The sequence below is a fragment of the Exiguobacterium sp. UBA6282 genome, assembly GCF_002440475.1.
Lineage (GTDB): Bacteria > Bacillota > Bacilli > Exiguobacteriales > Exiguobacteriaceae > Exiguobacterium_A.
Map to the genome: position 1 here is coordinate 6165 of NZ_DJUM01000031.1, position 16479 is coordinate 22643.

Annotated in this window: 18 protein-coding genes; 7 read left to right on the forward strand and 11 right to left on the reverse strand. The window is 51.2% G+C overall.

Translation table 11 applies throughout. The features are described from left to right. The 11 genes from B2751_RS09420 to B2751_RS09470 all read right to left on the reverse strand — a co-directional run. Positions 1–590: enoyl-CoA hydratase-related protein (locus B2751_RS09420; protein WP_290774429.1), on the reverse strand; the 590-nt coding region annotated here is incomplete at its 3' end. Next, a complete protein-coding gene (locus B2751_RS09425; RefSeq protein WP_290774431.1) occupies positions 587–1795 on the reverse strand; it encodes an acetyl-CoA C-acyltransferase in 1209 nt (402 codons plus the stop codon). The genes B2751_RS09420 and B2751_RS09425, both read right to left, overlap by 4 nt. Then, positions 1792–2658: a 3-hydroxyacyl-CoA dehydrogenase gene (locus tag B2751_RS09430; protein WP_056063783.1), complete on the reverse strand. Its 867-nt coding sequence runs from the start codon at positions 2656–2658 to the stop codon at positions 1792–1794. Before B2751_RS09430 ends, B2751_RS09425 begins: the two co-directional genes overlap by 4 nt. Positions 2659–2732: 74 nt before the next feature. Then, positions 2733–4241 (reverse strand): aldehyde dehydrogenase family protein, encoded by a 1509-nt coding sequence (locus tag B2751_RS09435; RefSeq protein ID WP_058703594.1) that lies wholly within the window; start codon positions 4239–4241, stop codon positions 2733–2735. Positions 4242–4246: 5 nt separating this feature from the next. Next, entirely contained in the window at positions 4247–5026 is a 780-nt protein-coding gene (locus tag B2751_RS09440; protein WP_290774434.1) for an enoyl-CoA hydratase/isomerase family protein, read from the reverse strand. Then, positions 5004–5327: an EthD family reductase gene (locus tag B2751_RS09445; protein WP_023466996.1), complete on the reverse strand. Its 324-nt coding sequence runs from the start codon at positions 5325–5327 to the stop codon at positions 5004–5006. Before B2751_RS09445 ends, B2751_RS09440 begins: the two co-directional genes overlap by 23 nt. 15 nt (positions 5328–5342) lie before the next feature. After that, the gene (gene paaD / locus B2751_RS09450; RefSeq protein WP_290774437.1) at positions 5343–5837 is read right to left on the reverse strand and encodes a 1,2-phenylacetyl-CoA epoxidase subunit PaaD; all 495 of its coding nucleotides are present in this window, start codon (positions 5835–5837) and stop codon (positions 5343–5345) included. 14 nt (positions 5838–5851) lie between these two features. After that, positions 5852–6637, reverse strand: a complete 786-nt coding sequence (gene paaC / locus B2751_RS09455; protein ID WP_056063799.1) for a 1,2-phenylacetyl-CoA epoxidase subunit PaaC — start codon at positions 6635–6637, stop codon at positions 5852–5854. Beyond that, positions 6634–6978 carry a 1,2-phenylacetyl-CoA epoxidase subunit PaaB gene (gene paaB / locus B2751_RS09460; RefSeq protein ID WP_023466991.1) on the reverse strand — a complete coding sequence of 115 codons (345 nt, stop codon included), beginning with the start codon at positions 6976–6978 and terminating at the stop codon, positions 6634–6636. The genes paaC and paaB overlap by 4 nt, the downstream gene beginning before the upstream one ends. Before the next feature lie 14 nt (positions 6979–6992). Next, the gene (gene paaA, locus B2751_RS09465; RefSeq protein ID WP_035411059.1) at positions 6993–7964 is read right to left on the reverse strand and encodes a 1,2-phenylacetyl-CoA epoxidase subunit PaaA; all 972 of its coding nucleotides are present in this window, start codon (positions 7962–7964) and stop codon (positions 6993–6995) included. A gap of 18 nt (positions 7965–7982) precedes the next feature. Further along, complete coding sequence (locus B2751_RS09470; protein WP_290774439.1) at positions 7983–9260, reverse strand: phenylacetate--CoA ligase family protein; 1278 nt, start codon at positions 9258–9260, stop codon at positions 7983–7985. Positions 9261–9590: 330 nt separating this feature from the next. Here B2751_RS09470 and B2751_RS09475 point away from each other — a divergent pair, with 330 nt between their 5' ends. The 7 genes from B2751_RS09475 (at position 9591) to B2751_RS09505 (ending at position 16444) form a co-directional block, all read left to right on the forward strand. Next, complete coding sequence (locus B2751_RS09475) at positions 9591–9992, forward strand: thioesterase family protein (RefSeq protein WP_035411062.1); 402 nt, start codon at positions 9591–9593, stop codon at positions 9990–9992. 37 nt (positions 9993–10029) lie between these two features. Further along, on the forward strand, positions 10030–11172 hold the full coding sequence (locus B2751_RS09480) for a Glu/Leu/Phe/Val family dehydrogenase (protein WP_035411065.1): 1143 nt from the start codon (positions 10030–10032) through the stop codon (positions 11170–11172). Positions 11173–11185: 13 nt separating this feature from the next. Further along, a complete protein-coding gene (gene pdhA, locus B2751_RS09485; protein WP_290774441.1) occupies positions 11186–12235 on the forward strand; it encodes a pyruvate dehydrogenase (acetyl-transferring) E1 component subunit alpha in 1050 nt (349 codons plus the stop codon). Between the two features lies 1 nt (position 12236). Beyond that, on the forward strand, positions 12237–13235 hold the full coding sequence (locus B2751_RS09490; protein WP_290774443.1) for an alpha-ketoacid dehydrogenase subunit beta: 999 nt from the start codon (positions 12237–12239) through the stop codon (positions 13233–13235). 13 nt (positions 13236–13248) lie between these two features. After that, positions 13249–14466, forward strand: coding sequence for a dihydrolipoamide acetyltransferase family protein (locus B2751_RS09495; protein WP_056063809.1), 1218 nt, complete (start codon positions 13249–13251; stop codon positions 14464–14466). A gap of 1 nt (position 14467) precedes the next feature. Then, positions 14468–15865: a dihydrolipoyl dehydrogenase family protein gene (locus B2751_RS09500; protein WP_290774445.1), complete on the forward strand. Its 1398-nt coding sequence runs from the start codon at positions 14468–14470 to the stop codon at positions 15863–15865. A gap of 78 nt (positions 15866–15943) precedes the next feature. Continuing rightward, on the forward strand, positions 15944–16444 hold the full coding sequence (locus B2751_RS09505) for a methylated-DNA--[protein]-cysteine S-methyltransferase (protein WP_290774447.1): 501 nt from the start codon (positions 15944–15946) through the stop codon (positions 16442–16444). Positions 16445–16479: the final 35 nt, after the last annotated feature.

Consider the following 16479-nt stretch of genomic DNA (forward strand, 5'->3'; position numbering starts at 1 on the left):
TTCTGTAACATCTGACCGGCAAACTCAAGACAGGTCGTCATCAACGCTTCCCGGGCGACGACGGCTGTCGCGAGTCCGTAACGTTCTGCTGTCATCGCATCGATTTTTTTCGCCGTGAAGATCAGTTCCTTTGCTCGTGTCTCCCCGATCAACCGTGGTAAGCGTTGTGTTCCGCCAGCCCCGGGAATGATCCCGAAGCTAGTCTCTGTCAACCCGACGAGTGCATCCTCGACGAGAAAGCGGAAATCACAGGCGAGAATCCATTCAAATCCACCACCGAGCGCGTGACCATTGACGGCAGCGATTGTCGGTTGTGGTAATTGTGCGATCGAGGTGAAGACGTTGCGAATCGCAAGGACATTACGTCGGACTTCTTCCTCATTTAAATGTACGCGTTCCTTTAAATCGGCGCCGGCGCTAAATGCTTTACCGGTTCCGGTAAACAGGACGACCCGCGCTTCCGAGTCGACCGACAACGCATCGACTTGTTCCTGTAAGGCGACAAGTGTCGGATAATCGAGACAGTTCAACCGTTCTGGGCGATCGATCCGGACGATCGCGATATAGCCTTCTCGTTCCAAATGAATCATACGAGTCCCTCCCGATCGACGACGAGTGCGATACCCTGTCCGACTCCGACACACATCGTGGCAAGACCATACGTCCGGTTCGTCCGGCGCATCTCATGCAATAACGTCGTCAAAATCCGCGCTCCACTTGCGCCGAGCGGATGACCGAAGGCAATCGCTCCGCCGTTGACGTTGACTTTTTCGCTCGGTAGACCGAGTGCTTCAATACAAGCAAGACTTTGAGCCGCAAACGCTTCGTTCAACTCAATCTGATCGAGCTGTTCGACCGTCAATCCTGCCCGTCGGAGGACTTTTTTCGTCGCGTCGATCGGTCCGATCCCCATGATGGCGGGTTCAACCCCTGCTGTCGCACTCGCTCGGTAATACCCAAGCGGTGTCAAGCCGAGTTCGTTTGCTTTTTCTTCACTCATCAATAACAGCGCCGACGCACCATCGTTGACGCCAGATGCATTTCCCGCCGTCACGGTACCGTTCGGGAATAAAGGACGAAGCGTCGCGAGTTTCTCACGTGTCGTCTCAGGACGAGGATGTTCATCGCGGTCGAAGACGCTGACGTTGCCTTTCCGATCCATTTGCGTAACCGCAACTAGTTCTTCCGTGAAGCGCTCTGCCTCGATGGCTCGTTTTGCGCGTTGCTGACTCTCAAACGCAAAGTCATCCTGTGCTTCGCGTGAGATGCCGTACTGACGGGCGACGTTCTCAGCTGTCTCCGGCATCGAATCCGTTCCGTATTGATCTGCTAAGCGATCATTGACGAACCGCCAGCCAATCGTCGTATCATACATCGTCTGATTGCCACGCGGGTTGGCTTGATTCGGCTTCGCGAGGACGAACGGTGCACGTGTCATGCTTTCCGTTCCTCCAGCGATATAGATGTCCCCTTCACCTAAGGCAATTCCGCGAGCGGCTGCGATGACAGCATCGAGTCCTGATCCACATAAGCGATTGATCGTCGTACCAGCGACTTCGACCGGTAGACCAGCCAGCAGTCCGGACATCCGGGCGACGTTCCGGTTATCTTCCCCCGCCTGATTCGCATTGCCGAAAATGACTTCCTCGATCGTCTTTGGATCGACTTGTGGATTGCGCTTCAGCAACGCTTCGATGACACGTGCCCCTAAATCATCCGGGCGAACTTGACGCAACGCGCCGTTATAGCGACCGATCGGTGTCCGAACGGCATCGATGATGGCAACACGTTTCATGACGTCACCTCACGATTCGTGTAGTCGTAAACCCCACGACCTGTTTTACGACCGAGTCGACCGGCTTTGACATACTGTTCAAGCAGTGGTGCCGGACGGTATTTTTCACCGAGTTTCTCATGGAGATACTTTAAGTTGTGGAGTCGAGTATCGAGTCCGACCAAGTCACCCAGTTCAAAGGGTCCCATCGGATAATTCAAGCCGAGTTTGATTGCTTTATCGATCTCTTCCGGTGTTCCAAGCCCTTCTTGCAACATATAAAACGCTTCGTTTCCGACGAGCGCACTGATCCGTGAAGTCACAAAACCGGGAAACTCACGGATGACGACCGTTTCCTTCTGCATTTGACGCGCCACTTGCTCTAAGGCAGCAACCGTCTCATCCGACGTCTCAAGACCACGAACGAGCTCGATCAGTGGCATCAAATGAACCGGATTGAAGAAATGCATCGCCATGACCCGGTCCGCCCGGTTCGTAAAAGAGGCAATTTCCGTCGGACTCATCGTCGACGTGTTCGTCGCAAAGTAACAGTCCGGACGTGCATTCGCTTCTAGCGTTTCAAAGACTTGCTGTTTGATGCTGAGTTGTTCCGGTACCGCCTCAATGACGAGATCCGCTTGTTGTGCAGCTGTTGCTAAATCCGTCGACAAACTTAATCGATCGAACAGTCCCTCGACTTCACTCGCGGACATTTTCCCCCGCGCGATGCCTTTCTCCGCGATGCGTTCGAGTTCTTGATAGGCACTTTCGACATACGCTTCTTTAATATCAACGAGTGTCACCTGAAATCCACGGTGTGCGGCAACGTACGCAATGCCACGTCCCATGACGCCGGATCCGACGACAACGATTTGTTCTACCATCTGATTTCCCCCTTATCCCCTGTGCTGTTAAAAAAGGCTGGACTTCCCGACGGAACTCCAGCCTTCCCTCTTGCTTATAGTCCGAACGGATTGAGTGGACGACTGCCGTAATACGACAAGATACTCTTCGTTTCTGTGTACAGATCAAGTGTTTCGATACAGAGTTCACGACCGAATCCTGATTGTTTATACCCACCAAACGGTGTACCTGGGAAAGCAGAAAACGGACAGTTGACCATGACGATACCGGCTTTGATTTGGTTGGCAACGCGCGTCGCTTTTGCACCGTCTTTTGTCCAAACCGCTGATCCGAGTCCAAACGATGTGTCGTTCGCTAAACGAATCGCTTCTTTTTCATCTTTGAACGGCATGACGACGACGACCGGTCCGAAGATTTCTTCATTGACCGCTTTCATCTCGTGCGTGACGTCCGTGATGATCGTTGGTGCGTACCAGAAGCCTTTTTCGTATCCTTCTGGTGCTGTCGCATGACCACCTGTGACGATTGTCGCTCCGTCTGCTTTCGCTGACTGGACGTATCCATCGATGACATCGACTTGTTGTTGGTCGATGATCGCTCCGACGTGTGTCCCTTTATCAAATGGATTGCCGAGAACGAGTTGTTTTGTCTTCGCGACGAATTGCTCCATGAACGCGTCGTAAATCTCTTCGTGAACATACAAACGCGAGCGTGCTTCACACGATTGACCGCTGTTATAGAAGATTCCGAACAACGAACCATCAACGGCTGCTGTCACGTCTGCATCTTCAAAAACGATGTTCGGTGATTTTCCACCGAGTTCGAGTGTGACTCGTTTTAACGTCTCGGACGCACGTCCCATGATGTCTTTACCGACTGGCGTCGAGCCCGTGAAGGCGACTTTATCGACGTGAGGATGCTCGACGAGATGGTTACCGATCTCGCGTCCAGATCCCGGAATGACGTTGACGACACCCGCTGGTACACCAGCTTCTAGACAAATCTCACCAAGAATGATCGCTGTCAACGGAGTCAACGTCGCTGGTTTGACGACGACCGAACAACCGACTGCGATTGCTGGTGCGACTTTCCAAGCTGCCATCATCAACGGATAGTTCCACGGGATGATTTGCGCACAAACACCGACCGCTTCTTTTTCTGTGTAGTTATGGAATTGTCCCGGCACATTATTGACGACACCGCGGTGACCGACGATCGCACCTGCGTAGAACTCAAAGTCTTCAATCGCTTGCGTGACTTGTCCTTGCGCCGCTGCTAGTGATTTCCCTGTATCGAGAATCTCAAGTTCGACGATTTCGTTGAAGCGGGAACGCATGATGCTCGCAATCTTATTTAAGATTTGCGCGCGGCGTCCGACTGGCCACATCTTCCACTTCCCGTGATCAAACGCATCCCGTGCGGCTTGAACGGCACGATCAGCGTCTTCCTTCGACGCTTTTGCAACTTCTGCAATCACTTCACCTGTTGCCGGATTATATGTTTTAAATGTCTCGCCTGTTGCACCTTCGACTTGTTCGCCGTTAATGAGCAAATGATAGACGGACCGTTTCATTTCAAGTGTTTTTTCATGTACTGTCGACATTGTATTCACTCCTGTTCCTGTTGATTGAAAATCGGTGGGCGTTTTTCGAGAAAAGCTTGCATACCTTCTGTTTGATCGGCTGTTGCGAACAACAGATAGAAGTTCCGGCGTTCGTGCTCCATGCCATCTTGTAACGACAAATCGACGGCTTTGTTTGCTGCGTCCTTGATCAGTCGTAACGCCATGCTCGGCTGGTTCGATAACCGCTCTGCCATCGCAAGCACCGTCGCTTCAACGTCCATCGTCACTCGATTGATGATGCCAAGTCGTTCTGCTTCGTCTGCCTGCATCCGGTCACCCGTGAAGAGCCATTCGAGAGCCCGCGTCCGACCGATGCATTTCGTCAAACGTTGCGTCCCGCCTGCTCCCGGCATGACGCCGAGTCCGACTTCTGGAAAACCGAACTGTGTCGCAGGATCGGCGTAGATTAAATCACAAGCAAGTGCGAGTTCGAAACCGCCGCCAAGGACGAAACCATGGACACCTGCAATGATCGGCTTTTTGATTCGGCTGACCCGGTCCCAGTCCGCGAATGGATCGAGGAGTTCCATCGAGATCGGTGTCGCTTCGAGCATCTCCTCGATATCAGCACCTGCTGAAAACGACTTTCCGTTTCCCGTCAAGACGATGACCGTCACCCGATCGTCACGATCAAATATCTCCATCGCCTCGACGATTTCGCGGACCATCGTCCGGTTCAGCGCATTGTATCGTGCCGTCCGGTCGAGCCGAATTCGACCGATTCGACCAACCGTTTCTGTCTTAACGTACTGTTGTGTCGGCATGGACATCTTCACCAATCATCAATGTGACGAGATCCCCCGCAAAGCTCATCAAGTCTTTCCCGGACGCTTTTCCTTCGAGCGAACGCATGCCTGCTTGCATCGCTTCCTGACTTTCATAGACCATCTCGCACATCAAGTAGTACTTTCCGTCTCCGCCCATTGGTGAGCCGACGATTTTCGTGACATTCATTTCTTGCAGTCCTGGAATTTTTGCTGTTAGCGGACCATGGACCTCAAAGTAATGCTGATCGAATGCTTCCTTGTTTTCCGGATGTTTGTACAGTGCGATTAATTTTGCCATATTGATTACCTTCCTTCACATGAGAGTAGAGACGGGTTTCATCGCCTCGAATGGATTTTTACACGATTTACAGTAGAGAATACTTCGACATGCTGTCGGTCCGAATAAGTTTTCCATCGTCACATACGTTGATCCACAATACGGACAGTCAATCTCCCACTTTCCTTGTTCGAATCGAGGGGGTGCGATGCCGAATTCCTTCAATCCTTGCATCCCTTGTTCTGTGATCCGGTCTGACGTCCACGGTGGATCAAACCGGAACTGGACATCGACCTGTTCGACGTTCGGAATCACCTGCAAGGCAGCTTCGGTATTTTTTTTAATGATTTCAAGCGCCGGACAACCGAGAAACGTCGGGAGAAGCGTGACGTGCACCGTGTAGCCATGCGCCGTCGCTTCCGCGTCCATCGTCTCGACCATGCCAAGATCTAAAATGCTGACGCTATCGATTTCTGGATCCTTCACCCCGTTCAGGGCTTCACGGATCGCATGCTGAAGCGTTGTCGTCATGCTTCCCTCTCCTTTCACCACGTCGCCGTTTGATCAATCAGATAGACTTCTCCGAGTGTCGCGAGTGCGTCATTCAAGTCTTCCGTGTGATCGCCGTCCCGTCCATTGCGTGTCATCTGCATTTCTGGAAGGGTCACGTTTAATTCGACGAGTAACGGCGTGATCGTCTGATACCAACGATCAAGTAAAATCCCTTGCCCTTCGATCAATCGCATCTCTTCGATCAGTTGACCGTGTTCACCATAATCGAACATGTCGCCGAAGTCGTAGAGGACTTTTTCTAGGGCTGCATCCATCTTCTGCCGCGCTGTCTCCGTCGATTGATAAAGTTGGGTGAACCACGTTTGCCAGTGCAGCAAATGATAGTACAACTCCATATTGATCTTGACGGCAGCAGCAGCAAGGGGCTCGTAACTGCTCGATTTCAACGCATCAATCCGGATCTTTTTCGCGACCGTATAGCAATAGTTCCGGACGACAGCGAATGCCCAGTCATATTCGGGTTTTTCCATATAGTAGCCGGGTCCATTGACACGTTCGACAAGAATCGAGTTCTTCCGTTCATGTGCCAAGCGGACGTGGGCTAACGCATCGGCATTCCCTTCACCAAGTTCCTCAAGGAGTTGGTAATACATCGCCGCGTGCCCCATCGAATCTTGCGCGATTGAGGATGAAGCGACGTCCTCTTCGATATGCGGTGCAAGCCCGAGCCATTCCGAACCACGATACGCATAGAGGAAGTCATCATCTGCGAGTTGATACAGTAAGGAGGCGAGTGCCGTCCGTTCTTGTTCCGTCATTTGGAATCGCCTCCTTGCCACGACATGATCTCTTTTTCATCGAGCATCTGTTGCTCGTAATGCCGCCATTTTTTCTTCAAGTAGCCATATCCTTTAGTCGTCCGGTAGTCCTTATTATCAAGGCGTTGGAGCATCTGCTTTTCATCGGGTGACAAACCACGGATATCTTCACGTTTGACGACCCAGATATCGACGACTGGTTCCCGGCGCATGAAGTTTTCTTGTGCCATCAGTAACGCCATCTCTTTATTTGGAGCAAGTAAACTGAATTGATGCGTGAACGCCGCGTTCGGCGTCCGTTTGCTAAAGACTTCGAATTCGTGATAGAACGTCTCGTTCATCGTACCTTCCCCTCTCATGCCTTCGTTTCAGCGAGTGCATCCCGTACCCAAGCATTATTCTCATAAGATGTCCGGCGCAGATCTAGTCGCTCTTTCGAACGCGGTCCTCCACCTTGGATGATCGTCTTGAATTTCGTCCAGTCCGGCTGTGCGTATTCCCATTGCCCTGTCTCTTCATCAAAACGTAACGTCGGGTCTGGAATGACGAGTCCGAGCGAACGAATCCGCGGCACGTACTTTGTAAAGAAGTTTTGCCGGAGCTCTTCATTCGTTTTCGTCCGAATCTTATAAGCGATCGTCACGTCCTGTTTCGATGTCCCGGTCGTCTCTTTCGAGGCTGGTCCAAAGAACATCAACAAGGATTCCCACCACTCATCCAGTGATTCTTGAATCATTGCCCGCTGTTCCGGTGTTCCTTCTGCGAGTGCCATGATGATTGACTCCCCATGTTGTGCGTGGAAGACTTCCTCTGCACAGATCCGTTGCAAGGCACGCGCGTACGGTCCGTACGAAGCGCCGAGCATGTTCGTCTGCGTGATAATTGCCGCCCCATCGACAAGCCAACCAATCATTCCGGCATCGGCCCATGACCGTGTCGGCATGTGGAAGACGTTGTGAAATTTCAATCGTCCCGTAAATAAATCATCCATCAAATCCCCACGTGTCTTGCCATACGGCTTCATCAAATCCTCAACGACACGAAGCAACAATTGCCCGTGCCCCATTTCATCCTGGACCTTCGCCATGATGCCAAGTTTTCGTCGAAGCGATGGTGCTTTTGGAACCCATTCTTTTTCCGGAAGTGCACCCATGATTTCACTGATACCGTGCATCGAAATCAGTTTAATCAGTGTGTCTCGGTAAAAAGCAGGCATCCAGTCATCGGCTTCGATCTTTTCACCTTGCTCGATTCGTTCCTTGAAGCGTGCTAATTTTTCGTCTTCCGTCAGTTGGACGGGTTCGAACAGTTGTGTTGCATCATACATGCTAGTTCCTCCTTTGAATCAGACGAGTGATGTCGAGCGTCGATCAACGACCCGGACGGCTTTACCTTCCGATCGTGGTAACCCTTGATGCGGGTGACAGACGAGATCAATGGAAATGAGACATTCCGACTTGATGGCGTCACATATCGAACGCATTTGTCGTTCTGAGATATTTTCGAATTCGATATGTAGCTCAACGGCATCGAGTCCGGCTTTACGTACGAGATGGATTTGATAATGTGGCGTCACGTCCGGTTGTTGGAGCAAGACCCGCTCGATTTCTGACGGAAAGACGTTGACCCCTCGGATAATCAGCATGTCGTCCGTCCGCCCTTTGACACGTGACATTCGTGTCGTCGTCCGACCACAAGCACACACTTTACGCGTGATCGAAGCTAAGTCGCCTGTCCGGTATCGAATGATTGGAAGCGCTTTCTTTTTCAAGCTTGTAAAAACGAGTTCCCCGACCATGCCATCTGGTAACGGTTCCCCCGTAACGGGATCGACGACTTCCGTAATGAATAAGTCATCCATGATATGCAGACCTGCTTGCTCTTGACACTCCATTGCGACACCCGGTCCCATGATTTCGCTGAGTCCGTAAATATCGAGTGCCTGCAGATCAAAGGTCTGTTCGAGTGTCTGCCGCATCTCCTCAGACCAGGGCTCGGCCCCAAAGATGCCATAACGCATACTTGTTTTCCGTGGATCGATACCACGTTCAATCATGCGTTCTGCCAAGCGTAAAATATACGAAGGCGTACCGCAGATTCCGTCCGGTCGGAAATCCTCGATCAATGTGATTTGGCGATCCGTGTTGCCACCGGAAATCGGTAAGATCGTCATGCCTAGTTTTTCTGCTCCTGCATGAAGCCCGAGACCACCTGTGAACAATCCGTAACCATACGCATTGTGCAGCAAATCAGCTGGTGATCCACCGGCTAAGACTAAACTGCGTGCCACGGCACCGGCCCAGTCATCTAAATCTTCTTGCGTATATCCGACGACGGTCGGTTTACCGCTCGTTCCAGACGAGGCATGAATCCGGGTGACCTCTTCTCGTACGACGGCAAATAGTCCGAACGGATAATGATCGCGTAAATCTTGTTTACGTGTGAAGGGAAACTTTCGTAGATCCTCGATCGTTTGAAAATCGTTCGCCGTCATCTGTAAGGTCTGCAGACGTTCTTGATAGAACGGGACGCGCGTGATGTGTTCCATCGTTTGGCGCAATCGCTCCATCTGCAACTGCTCCCGCGTTTCAGCATCCATCGTTTCGTGATGTTGATCGTACATATCTGCACCTCCTCATCATGTATACAATAATAAAACGGTCGTTTGTTTTTAGTTATATGTTTAACGTACGATACGTTCACAATGTTGTCAATCTTGTTTTGTTAAATGCTCCCAAACGATTCTTACTTTATCACTTCAACGCACTTATCGATAAATTAATCAACATTAAACAAGAGATTTCATGATAGACAGTCTTTTTTTGGAAAATATTTTTGAAATGATTTGCTCATTTTGTAACGGGTTGATAAAATATCGTGTGACAAGTGTTATACTATTTTTGGTAAGACCACTTGGTTGAATAAAGATGCGGTGTTGTGAAAGGGGATCACGATGAAACTAGGGTTAGCTGTCGGGGATACAGCAGAGATTCAAGCGGTCGTCTCGGAAGATATGTTTGCACGATTCGAAGGTCAGCTCGTTCATCCAGCATACTCCACCGTTTCGATGGTTTATCACATGGAATGGGCAGCACGTCAACTGATCTTGCCTTACCTAGAAGCTGGTGAAGAAGGTGTTGGGGGTGCAGTTTCACTGAAGCATCTTGGTATGGCAGCGGAAGGAGCACGATTGATCATAACCGCGACAGTAACGTCGATGACCTCACGTCGCGTTGACGCGAGCATTGAAGTCCGAGACGGACAAACGATCATCGGTACAGGGGAAGTCACACAATTCATTTTAGAAAAAAGCCGGATTCAAGAAAAATTACAAAATAATGTCCCGACAAAATGAAAGCGCTTACTTATATTTGATAGAGGAGGACTCTACTATGAACATGTTAAACCCATCTACGAATCCAACGCTCTCGATCATGGAAAAAATCGCTGGTCACGAACAAGTCGTCTTTTGCAACGACCCTGTCTCGGGGTTACAAGCCATCATCGCCATTCATGATACGACGCTCGGTCCTGCTCTCGGTGGATGCCGCATGGCGCCTTATGCTTCTGTTGATGAAGCACTTGACGATGTGCTGCGTTTGTCGCGCGGTATGACGTATAAATGCGCTGCCGCTGATGTTGATTTTGGTGGTGGTAAAGCCGTCATCATCGGTAATCCAGCGACGGATAAATCACCAGAGCTTTTCCGTGCCTTCGGTCGCTTCGTCGATTCGCTCGGTGGTCGGTTCTACACGGGAACGGACATGGGCACGACGATGGATGATTTCGTTCATGCTAGCCGAGAAACATCACGGATCGTCGGCATTCCGGAAGCATTTGGTGGTAGTGGTGATTCATCGATTCCAACGGCTGAAGGTGTCGTCTATGGATTGCGGGCGACGATCGAGACGTTATTCGGTTCAGATGAATTAAGTCGGGCAACCTACGCGATCCAAGGACTCGGAAAAGTCGGCTTTAAGGTCGCCGAACAACTGTTACTCGCCGGGGCGACGATTTATGTCTCTGACGTCAATGAAGCGGCACTAGCAGCAATCGTAACCCAAGCTGAAATGGCGCCTGGCACGGTTCGCGTCGTCTCGCCTCATGAAATTCATCTGACGGATGCTGATATTTTTGTCCCGTGTGCATACGGTGGTGTCATTCACGCTCAAAACATCGCGCTCTTACCGTGCAAAGCCATCTGTGGTTCGGCGAACAACCAACTCGCGGAAGAACAACTTGCTCACGTCTTGATGGATCGTGGCATCTTATATGCCCCAGACTATATCGTCAATGGTGGTGGGCTGATCCAAGTGGCAGACGAACTGTATGGAGCAAATCACGAACGGGTTCTCCTAAAAACGCGTCACATCTATGACGCAGTTCTCGAAGTCTTCAAAGAGTCGCAAGCAGAGAACATCACGACGGTCGAAGCGGCGAACCGGATGTGTGAAAAACGGATGCAGATTCGGGCGAAACACAACAACATCTTCACGAACACGACAAAACCAAAATGGGATATCCGTAACCACTGAAGGAGGGACTGACATGGAGCAACATTTTCCGATTCAACGCATTATCGATGAAGAAGGTCGTATCATCGACGCCTCAAAAGAACACGATCTGACAAAAGAGCTTACCCTCACCCTATATGAACAGATGCACCGGATCCGGACGTTCGACCGGAAGGCGATCAACTTACAACGCCAAGGGCGCCTCGGCACTTATGCACCGTTCGAAGGACAAGAGGCAGCGCAAGTCGGTAGTGCACTCGCGTTGTCCGATCAAGACTGGTTGTTCCCGACGTATCGGGATCACGGCGCAACGTTGACGTTCGGTGCCGACATGGTGCGGACACTCCTCTACTGGAACGGTCGTGTTGAAGGTTGCGTCCCGTCTGAGAAACACATCTTTCCTCCTGCTGTGCCGATTGCAACGCAAATTCCGCATGCCGTCGGTGCCGCATGGGCGGAAAAACGAAAAGGCACGACGAACGTCGCGGTCGCCTACTTTGGTGACGGAGCGACGTCTGAAGGGGATTTCCATGAAGGAATGAACTTTGCAAGCGTCTTCCAAGCACCAGTCATCCTGTTTAACCAAAACAATCAGTTCGCGATCTCTGTTCCGATCGAAAAACAGATGCATTCTGAGACGATCGCGCAAAAAGCGATTGCCTACGGGATGCCAAGTGTTCGGATTGATGGAAACGATGCTTTTGCCGTCTATTTTACGATGCAAGCAGCTGTTGAACGTGCCCGTTCTGGTGGTGGACCAACATTGATCGAAGCCGTCACGTGGCGGTTTGGTGCCCATACGACAGCAGATGATCCAACAAAATACCGGGATCAAGCACGCTCGCGCGACCGAGTTGATCCGCTCGATCGACTCGAACACTTCTTAAAACACCAAGGCTATTTTGACGAAACATGGATGCAACAGCTGCAGGAACGGCATCAAACAGAAGTCGAAGCGGCAGTAGTTGCGATGGAGCAATTCAAGGCGCCAGACATCAATGACTTGTTCGATCATACGTACGCAACTTTACCGGTTGATGTCCAGCAACAAAAAGAAGCGTATTTGCTAGCAAGGGGGAAATGAGATGGCAACACCAATCAATCGTCAAACAGAAATGACACTCGTTCAAGCTGTCACGGATGCCCTGCGGACAAAATTGTCGGAGGATGAGACGACACTCGTTCTTGGAGAAGATGTCGGAAAAAACGGTGGCGTCTTCCGAGCGACGGACGGCTTACAAGAAGAGTTCGGTGAAGACCGGATCGTTGATACACCGCTCAGTGAAGCCGGCATCGTCGGTACATCGATCGGTCTTGCCATCAATGGCTTTAAACCGATCGTAGAGATTCAATTTCTCGGCTTCATCTACCCTGCCTATGAACAAATCATGACCCATGTCTCTCGTATCCGGATGCGAACGATGGGACGCTATAGTGTGCCGATGGTCATTCGTGCGCCTTATGGTGCCGGCATCCGGGCACCGGAAATCCATTCCGATAGTACGGAGGCGCTCTTTACATCAATGCCCGGTCTCAAGGTCGTCTGTCCGGCGACACCGTACGACGCAAAAGGGTTATTGATTGCTGCGATTGAAGATCCAGATCCCGTGTTGTTCCTCGAGTCGATGCGTAGTTACCGTTCATTCAAGGAAGTCGTACCGAGCGAGTCCTATACCGTCGAGATCGGAAAAGCGCGCTGCGTCAATGAAGGGACGGACGTGACGTTGATCGCTTGGGGGGCAATGGTCCAAGTGGCTCACAAGGCAGCGATGGCTGCACAGGAACGCGGTATTTCTTGCGAAGTCCTCGACTTACGGACGCTCTATCCGCTTGACCGGGACACAATCGCTGCTTCCGTTCAAAAGACCGGTCGTGCCGTCATCGTGCATGAAGCCGCAGCGATGGGTGGTCTCGGGAATGATCTCGTCACGTTGATCAACGATACGGCGTTTCTTTATTTACGGGCACCAATTGCCCGTGTGACAGGTTTTGATGTTCCGGTTCCACTGTTCGCCCTCGAAGACCATTACATTCCGACGCCGGAACGAGTCCTTGCGACGATTCAGCGTACGGTCGAGTTTTAAGGAGCTGAGTCCCATGATCGAAGTCAAGTTACATGATGTCGGGGAAGGTATGACGGAAGGTGAAATCGCGCATTATCTCGTTCAAGTCGGAGACCACGTCACGACCGATCAACCGGTCGTTGAGGTTGCGACCGATAAGATGGTCGCTGAACTACCGGCTCCTGTCTCCGGAATCGTCAAGAAAATCATCATTCCGGTCGGTCAGACGGTGCAAGTCGGTACGACGTTGTTGCACATCGAAGCAAGTAACGCTTCTGAAGTGCCGGTCGCGGTAAAACCTGAAGTGTCGCGCGTATCTGAACCAGCGCCTGTCGCTGTCGCGGCCCCACCTGCTCAAGCATCTCCATCAAAACGTGTCCTAGCGACACCGTATACGCGAAAACTTGCTCGTGACCACGGGATTGATATCGAAGCTGTGACGGCTTCGGATCCATCAGGTCGAGTTTCAGAGGACGATGTGCTTCGCTTCGTCCAGGCTACTACTGCTCCACAAGAGACAGCTACACCGATTATTGAAGAGGTCACATACCAAGAAACATCACCGGAAACGATTCCGTTCCGCGGCATTCGTAAGCAAATCGCGAAAAAGATGACTCAGTCGCTGTACACGATTCCGCACGTCACCCACTTTGAGGAAGTTGACATGACGCGCTTGCTCGCACTACGCGCAGAATGGAAAACCGCTGGACGAAATATCAACATCAATGCTTTCTTCATCAAAGCCTTGATCGTTGCCTTAAAAGACTATCCCGTCTTCCATGCCAAACTCGATGAAGCGAATGAATGTATTCGATTAGAGCAGGATTTCCACTTTGGCATGGCAACCGAGACACCAGACGGGTTAATGGTGCCAGTCATCCGTCATGCCGATCGGCTCTCACTGACGGAATTGCATGATCAACTGATCTCGTTGCAACAACGTGCTCAAAACGGTGCCTTACGTGCAGCGGACTTAAAGCCAAGTACCTTTACGATGAGCAATGTTGGTCCACTGGGCAGTACGGGGGCTACACCAATCATCAACTATCCAGAAACGGCATTGATTGCCTTCCACAAGACGAAAAAACGAGCCTGTGTCGATGAAGACGATCAAATCGTCGTCCGCTCGATGATGAATTTGTCGATGTCGTTCGATCATCGCGTCGCAGACGGAGCAACGGCCGTTGCCTTTACAAATCGATTCGTTTCACTGATTGAACATCCGACTACCCTACTTTTGGAGTTGATCTAACATGGTTGTTGGCGAACTTACACAAGAACGGGATCTCCTGATTATCGGTGGGGGTCCCGCAGGTTACACGGCAGCGATCCGTGCTGCGCAAGGCGGTCGTAAGGTGACACTGATTGAACAAGCTGAACTCGGTGGACTTTGTTTGAACCGAGGCTGTATCCCGTCCAAGGTTTATGCGCATGCGGCAGAAGAAATGTTACGCTTGCCTCATCTTGAAGACCTTGGATTCACTCCCCCTACTGTCCATGACTTCAGTAAACTGAATGCTTACCGCAATCGTGTCGTGCAGCAATTACGTCAAGGTGTCGTCGCCCTCTGTCAGGCGAACCAGATTGAGCATATCTCTGGTGCAGCCTCCTTCCTGTCAGAGGACCGGATCGGTGTTGAGTCGGGACATCAGTTCGATACGTACCGGTTTCAAGACGTTATCATTGCGACCGGTAGTCATAGCATCCAGCACGAGGAATCGTGCCGACTGAATGCCGAACAGCTTTATCAACTCGAGCAACTACCAACCAGCTTATTGATCATTGGATCTGACACGTTAGCACTCGAAGATGCAGCCTGTTTCCATGCACTTGGGACAGAGGTGACGTTGTTCGCGGATCGATTGTCACTCGAACCAAGCGTTGAAAAGGAACTGAAGCGGACATTCAAAAAACAAAAAATCCGTCTCGTGTCGGATGTCGTGACACGTATCGAGGCTTCATCGGACGCGACCGTCACGGTCATGAAAAACGGAGAAGAAGTCGCCTATCAGGGTGCCTATTTGTTCCAGTCCCTTTCCCGGATCCCGAACAGTTTGACACTCGGTCTCGAACGGATTGGTGTGACGCTTGCAGAAGACGGAACGATCCCCGTCGACGCATACGGACAAACGAATCAACCGCATATTTACGCGATCGGTGATGTCACACCGGGTCCACAGTTCGCCACTCGTGCGATTCACGAAGCGAAGCGGACAGCAGCTCACTTGTCCGGTCAAGACGTCGATCCGACGACACCGTATTATCCTACCGTTCTGCGAACGTTTCCTCCGATTGCTTCGGTCGGGATGACGGAACAGGAAGCCCGTGAAGCCGGACATACTGTTCAGAGTGGACAGTTCCCACTAAATGCAAACGGAACGACGACGATTGAAGGTGGCAGTGGGTTCGTCAAGGTCATCGCTGACGAACAGACATCACTGATCCTTGGTATTCATATGATAGGAGACGATGCTCATCGTCTCGTCGGTCAATTCACCCAAGCACTGGAACTGACAGCGAAACGAGAAGATCTCCTCTTCCCTGTCATGGCACATCCGAGTAGGGTCGAAGCCTTGACGGAATCGATGGAATCCTTATTCGGTCAATCGATCCACCTTCCACCGCGGGAACAGGTCGGTTCGCGCGCGTAATCAAAAGAGGTGCCTCTGCGCAAAAAGCACCTCTTTGGGATGCGTCACTTCATTTCGTGTAGAAAGGAAAATATGGTCATGGAACTGTACTTCACTCGCATGCAATGGAACACCCATACGTTTCCGGTCGCCGCTACAGCGGATGGTCTCTGTTATGTCGGTGCTTGGGATGAACCGGAGGATTTATTCGATGACTGGTCGCGGAAACACTTGCCTCGGGCGGAACGAATTGCTTCTGATACCGCGCTTGCTCCATATACGGAGCAACTGCTGGCCTACTTGAATCAGCAGTCGACGACACTCTCCTTTCCGATCGCACCAGTCGGTACTCCGTTTCAACTTGAAGTCTGGCATGCTCTACGTGCGGTACCGTACGGTCAAACCGCCACCTACTCCGATATCGCGGAACGTCTTTTCCGACCGAACGCGACTCGCGCGATTGGCACGGCAATCGGCAAAAATCGATTACTGCTTGCGATCCCGTGTCACCGGATTATCGGCAAAAAAGGCGATTTGCTCGGCTATCATGGCGGACTGAATATGAAGCGGACGCTACTCGCGCTCGAGCAACGTCTGTGAATTGAAACTTTTCCTTCCCTGTTCTACCACAAATA

Bases quoted from the DNA above. Each gene is read 5' to 3' on its own strand.
- B2751_RS09495 (WP_056063809.1), top strand. From the start codon at position 13,249: ATGATCGAAGTCAAGTTACATGATGTCGGGGAAGGTATGACGGAAGGT.
- B2751_RS09500 (WP_290774445.1), top strand. From the start codon at position 14,468: ATGGTTGTTGGCGAACTTACACAAGAACGGGATCTCCTGATTATCGGT.
- B2751_RS09480 (WP_035411065.1), top strand. From the start codon at position 10,030: ATGAACATGTTAAACCCATCTACGAATCCAACGCTCTCGATCATGGAA.
- paaD (WP_290774437.1), bottom strand. From the start codon at position 5,837: ATGACGACAACGCTTCAGCATGCGATCCGTGAAGCCCTGAACGGGGTG.
- paaA (WP_035411059.1), bottom strand. From the start codon at position 7,964: ATGTATGATGCAACACAACTGTTCGAACCCGTCCAACTGACGGAAGAC.
- paaC (WP_056063799.1), bottom strand. From the start codon at position 6,637: ATGACGGAACAAGAACGGACGGCACTCGCCTCCTTACTGTATCAACTC.
- B2751_RS09435 (WP_058703594.1), bottom strand. From the start codon at position 4,241: ATGTCGACAGTACATGAAAAAACACTTGAAATGAAACGGTCCGTCTAT.
- B2751_RS09425 (WP_290774431.1), bottom strand. From the start codon at position 1,795: ATGAAACGTGTTGCCATCATCGATGCCGTTCGGACACCGATCGGTCGC.
- B2751_RS09445 (WP_023466996.1), bottom strand. From the start codon at position 5,327: ATGGCAAAATTAATCGCACTGTACAAACATCCGGAAAACAAGGAAGCA.
- B2751_RS09475 (WP_035411062.1), top strand. From the start codon at position 9,591: ATGAAACTAGGGTTAGCTGTCGGGGATACAGCAGAGATTCAAGCGGTC.
- paaB (WP_023466991.1), bottom strand. From the start codon at position 6,978: ATGAACGAGACGTTCTATCACGAATTCGAAGTCTTTAGCAAACGGACG.
- B2751_RS09470 (WP_290774439.1), bottom strand. From the start codon at position 9,260: ATGTACGATCAACATCACGAAACGATGGATGCTGAAACGCGGGAGCAG.
- B2751_RS09430 (WP_056063783.1), bottom strand. From the start codon at position 2,658: ATGGTAGAACAAATCGTTGTCGTCGGATCCGGCGTCATGGGACGTGGC.
- B2751_RS09490 (WP_290774443.1), top strand. From the start codon at position 12,237: ATGGCAACACCAATCAATCGTCAAACAGAAATGACACTCGTTCAAGCT.
- B2751_RS09440 (WP_290774434.1), bottom strand. From the start codon at position 5,026: ATGCCGACACAACAGTACGTTAAGACAGAAACGGTTGGTCGAATCGGT.
- B2751_RS09505 (WP_290774447.1), top strand. From the start codon at position 15,944: ATGGAACTGTACTTCACTCGCATGCAATGGAACACCCATACGTTTCCG.
- pdhA (WP_290774441.1), top strand. From the start codon at position 11,186: ATGGAGCAACATTTTCCGATTCAACGCATTATCGATGAAGAAGGTCGT.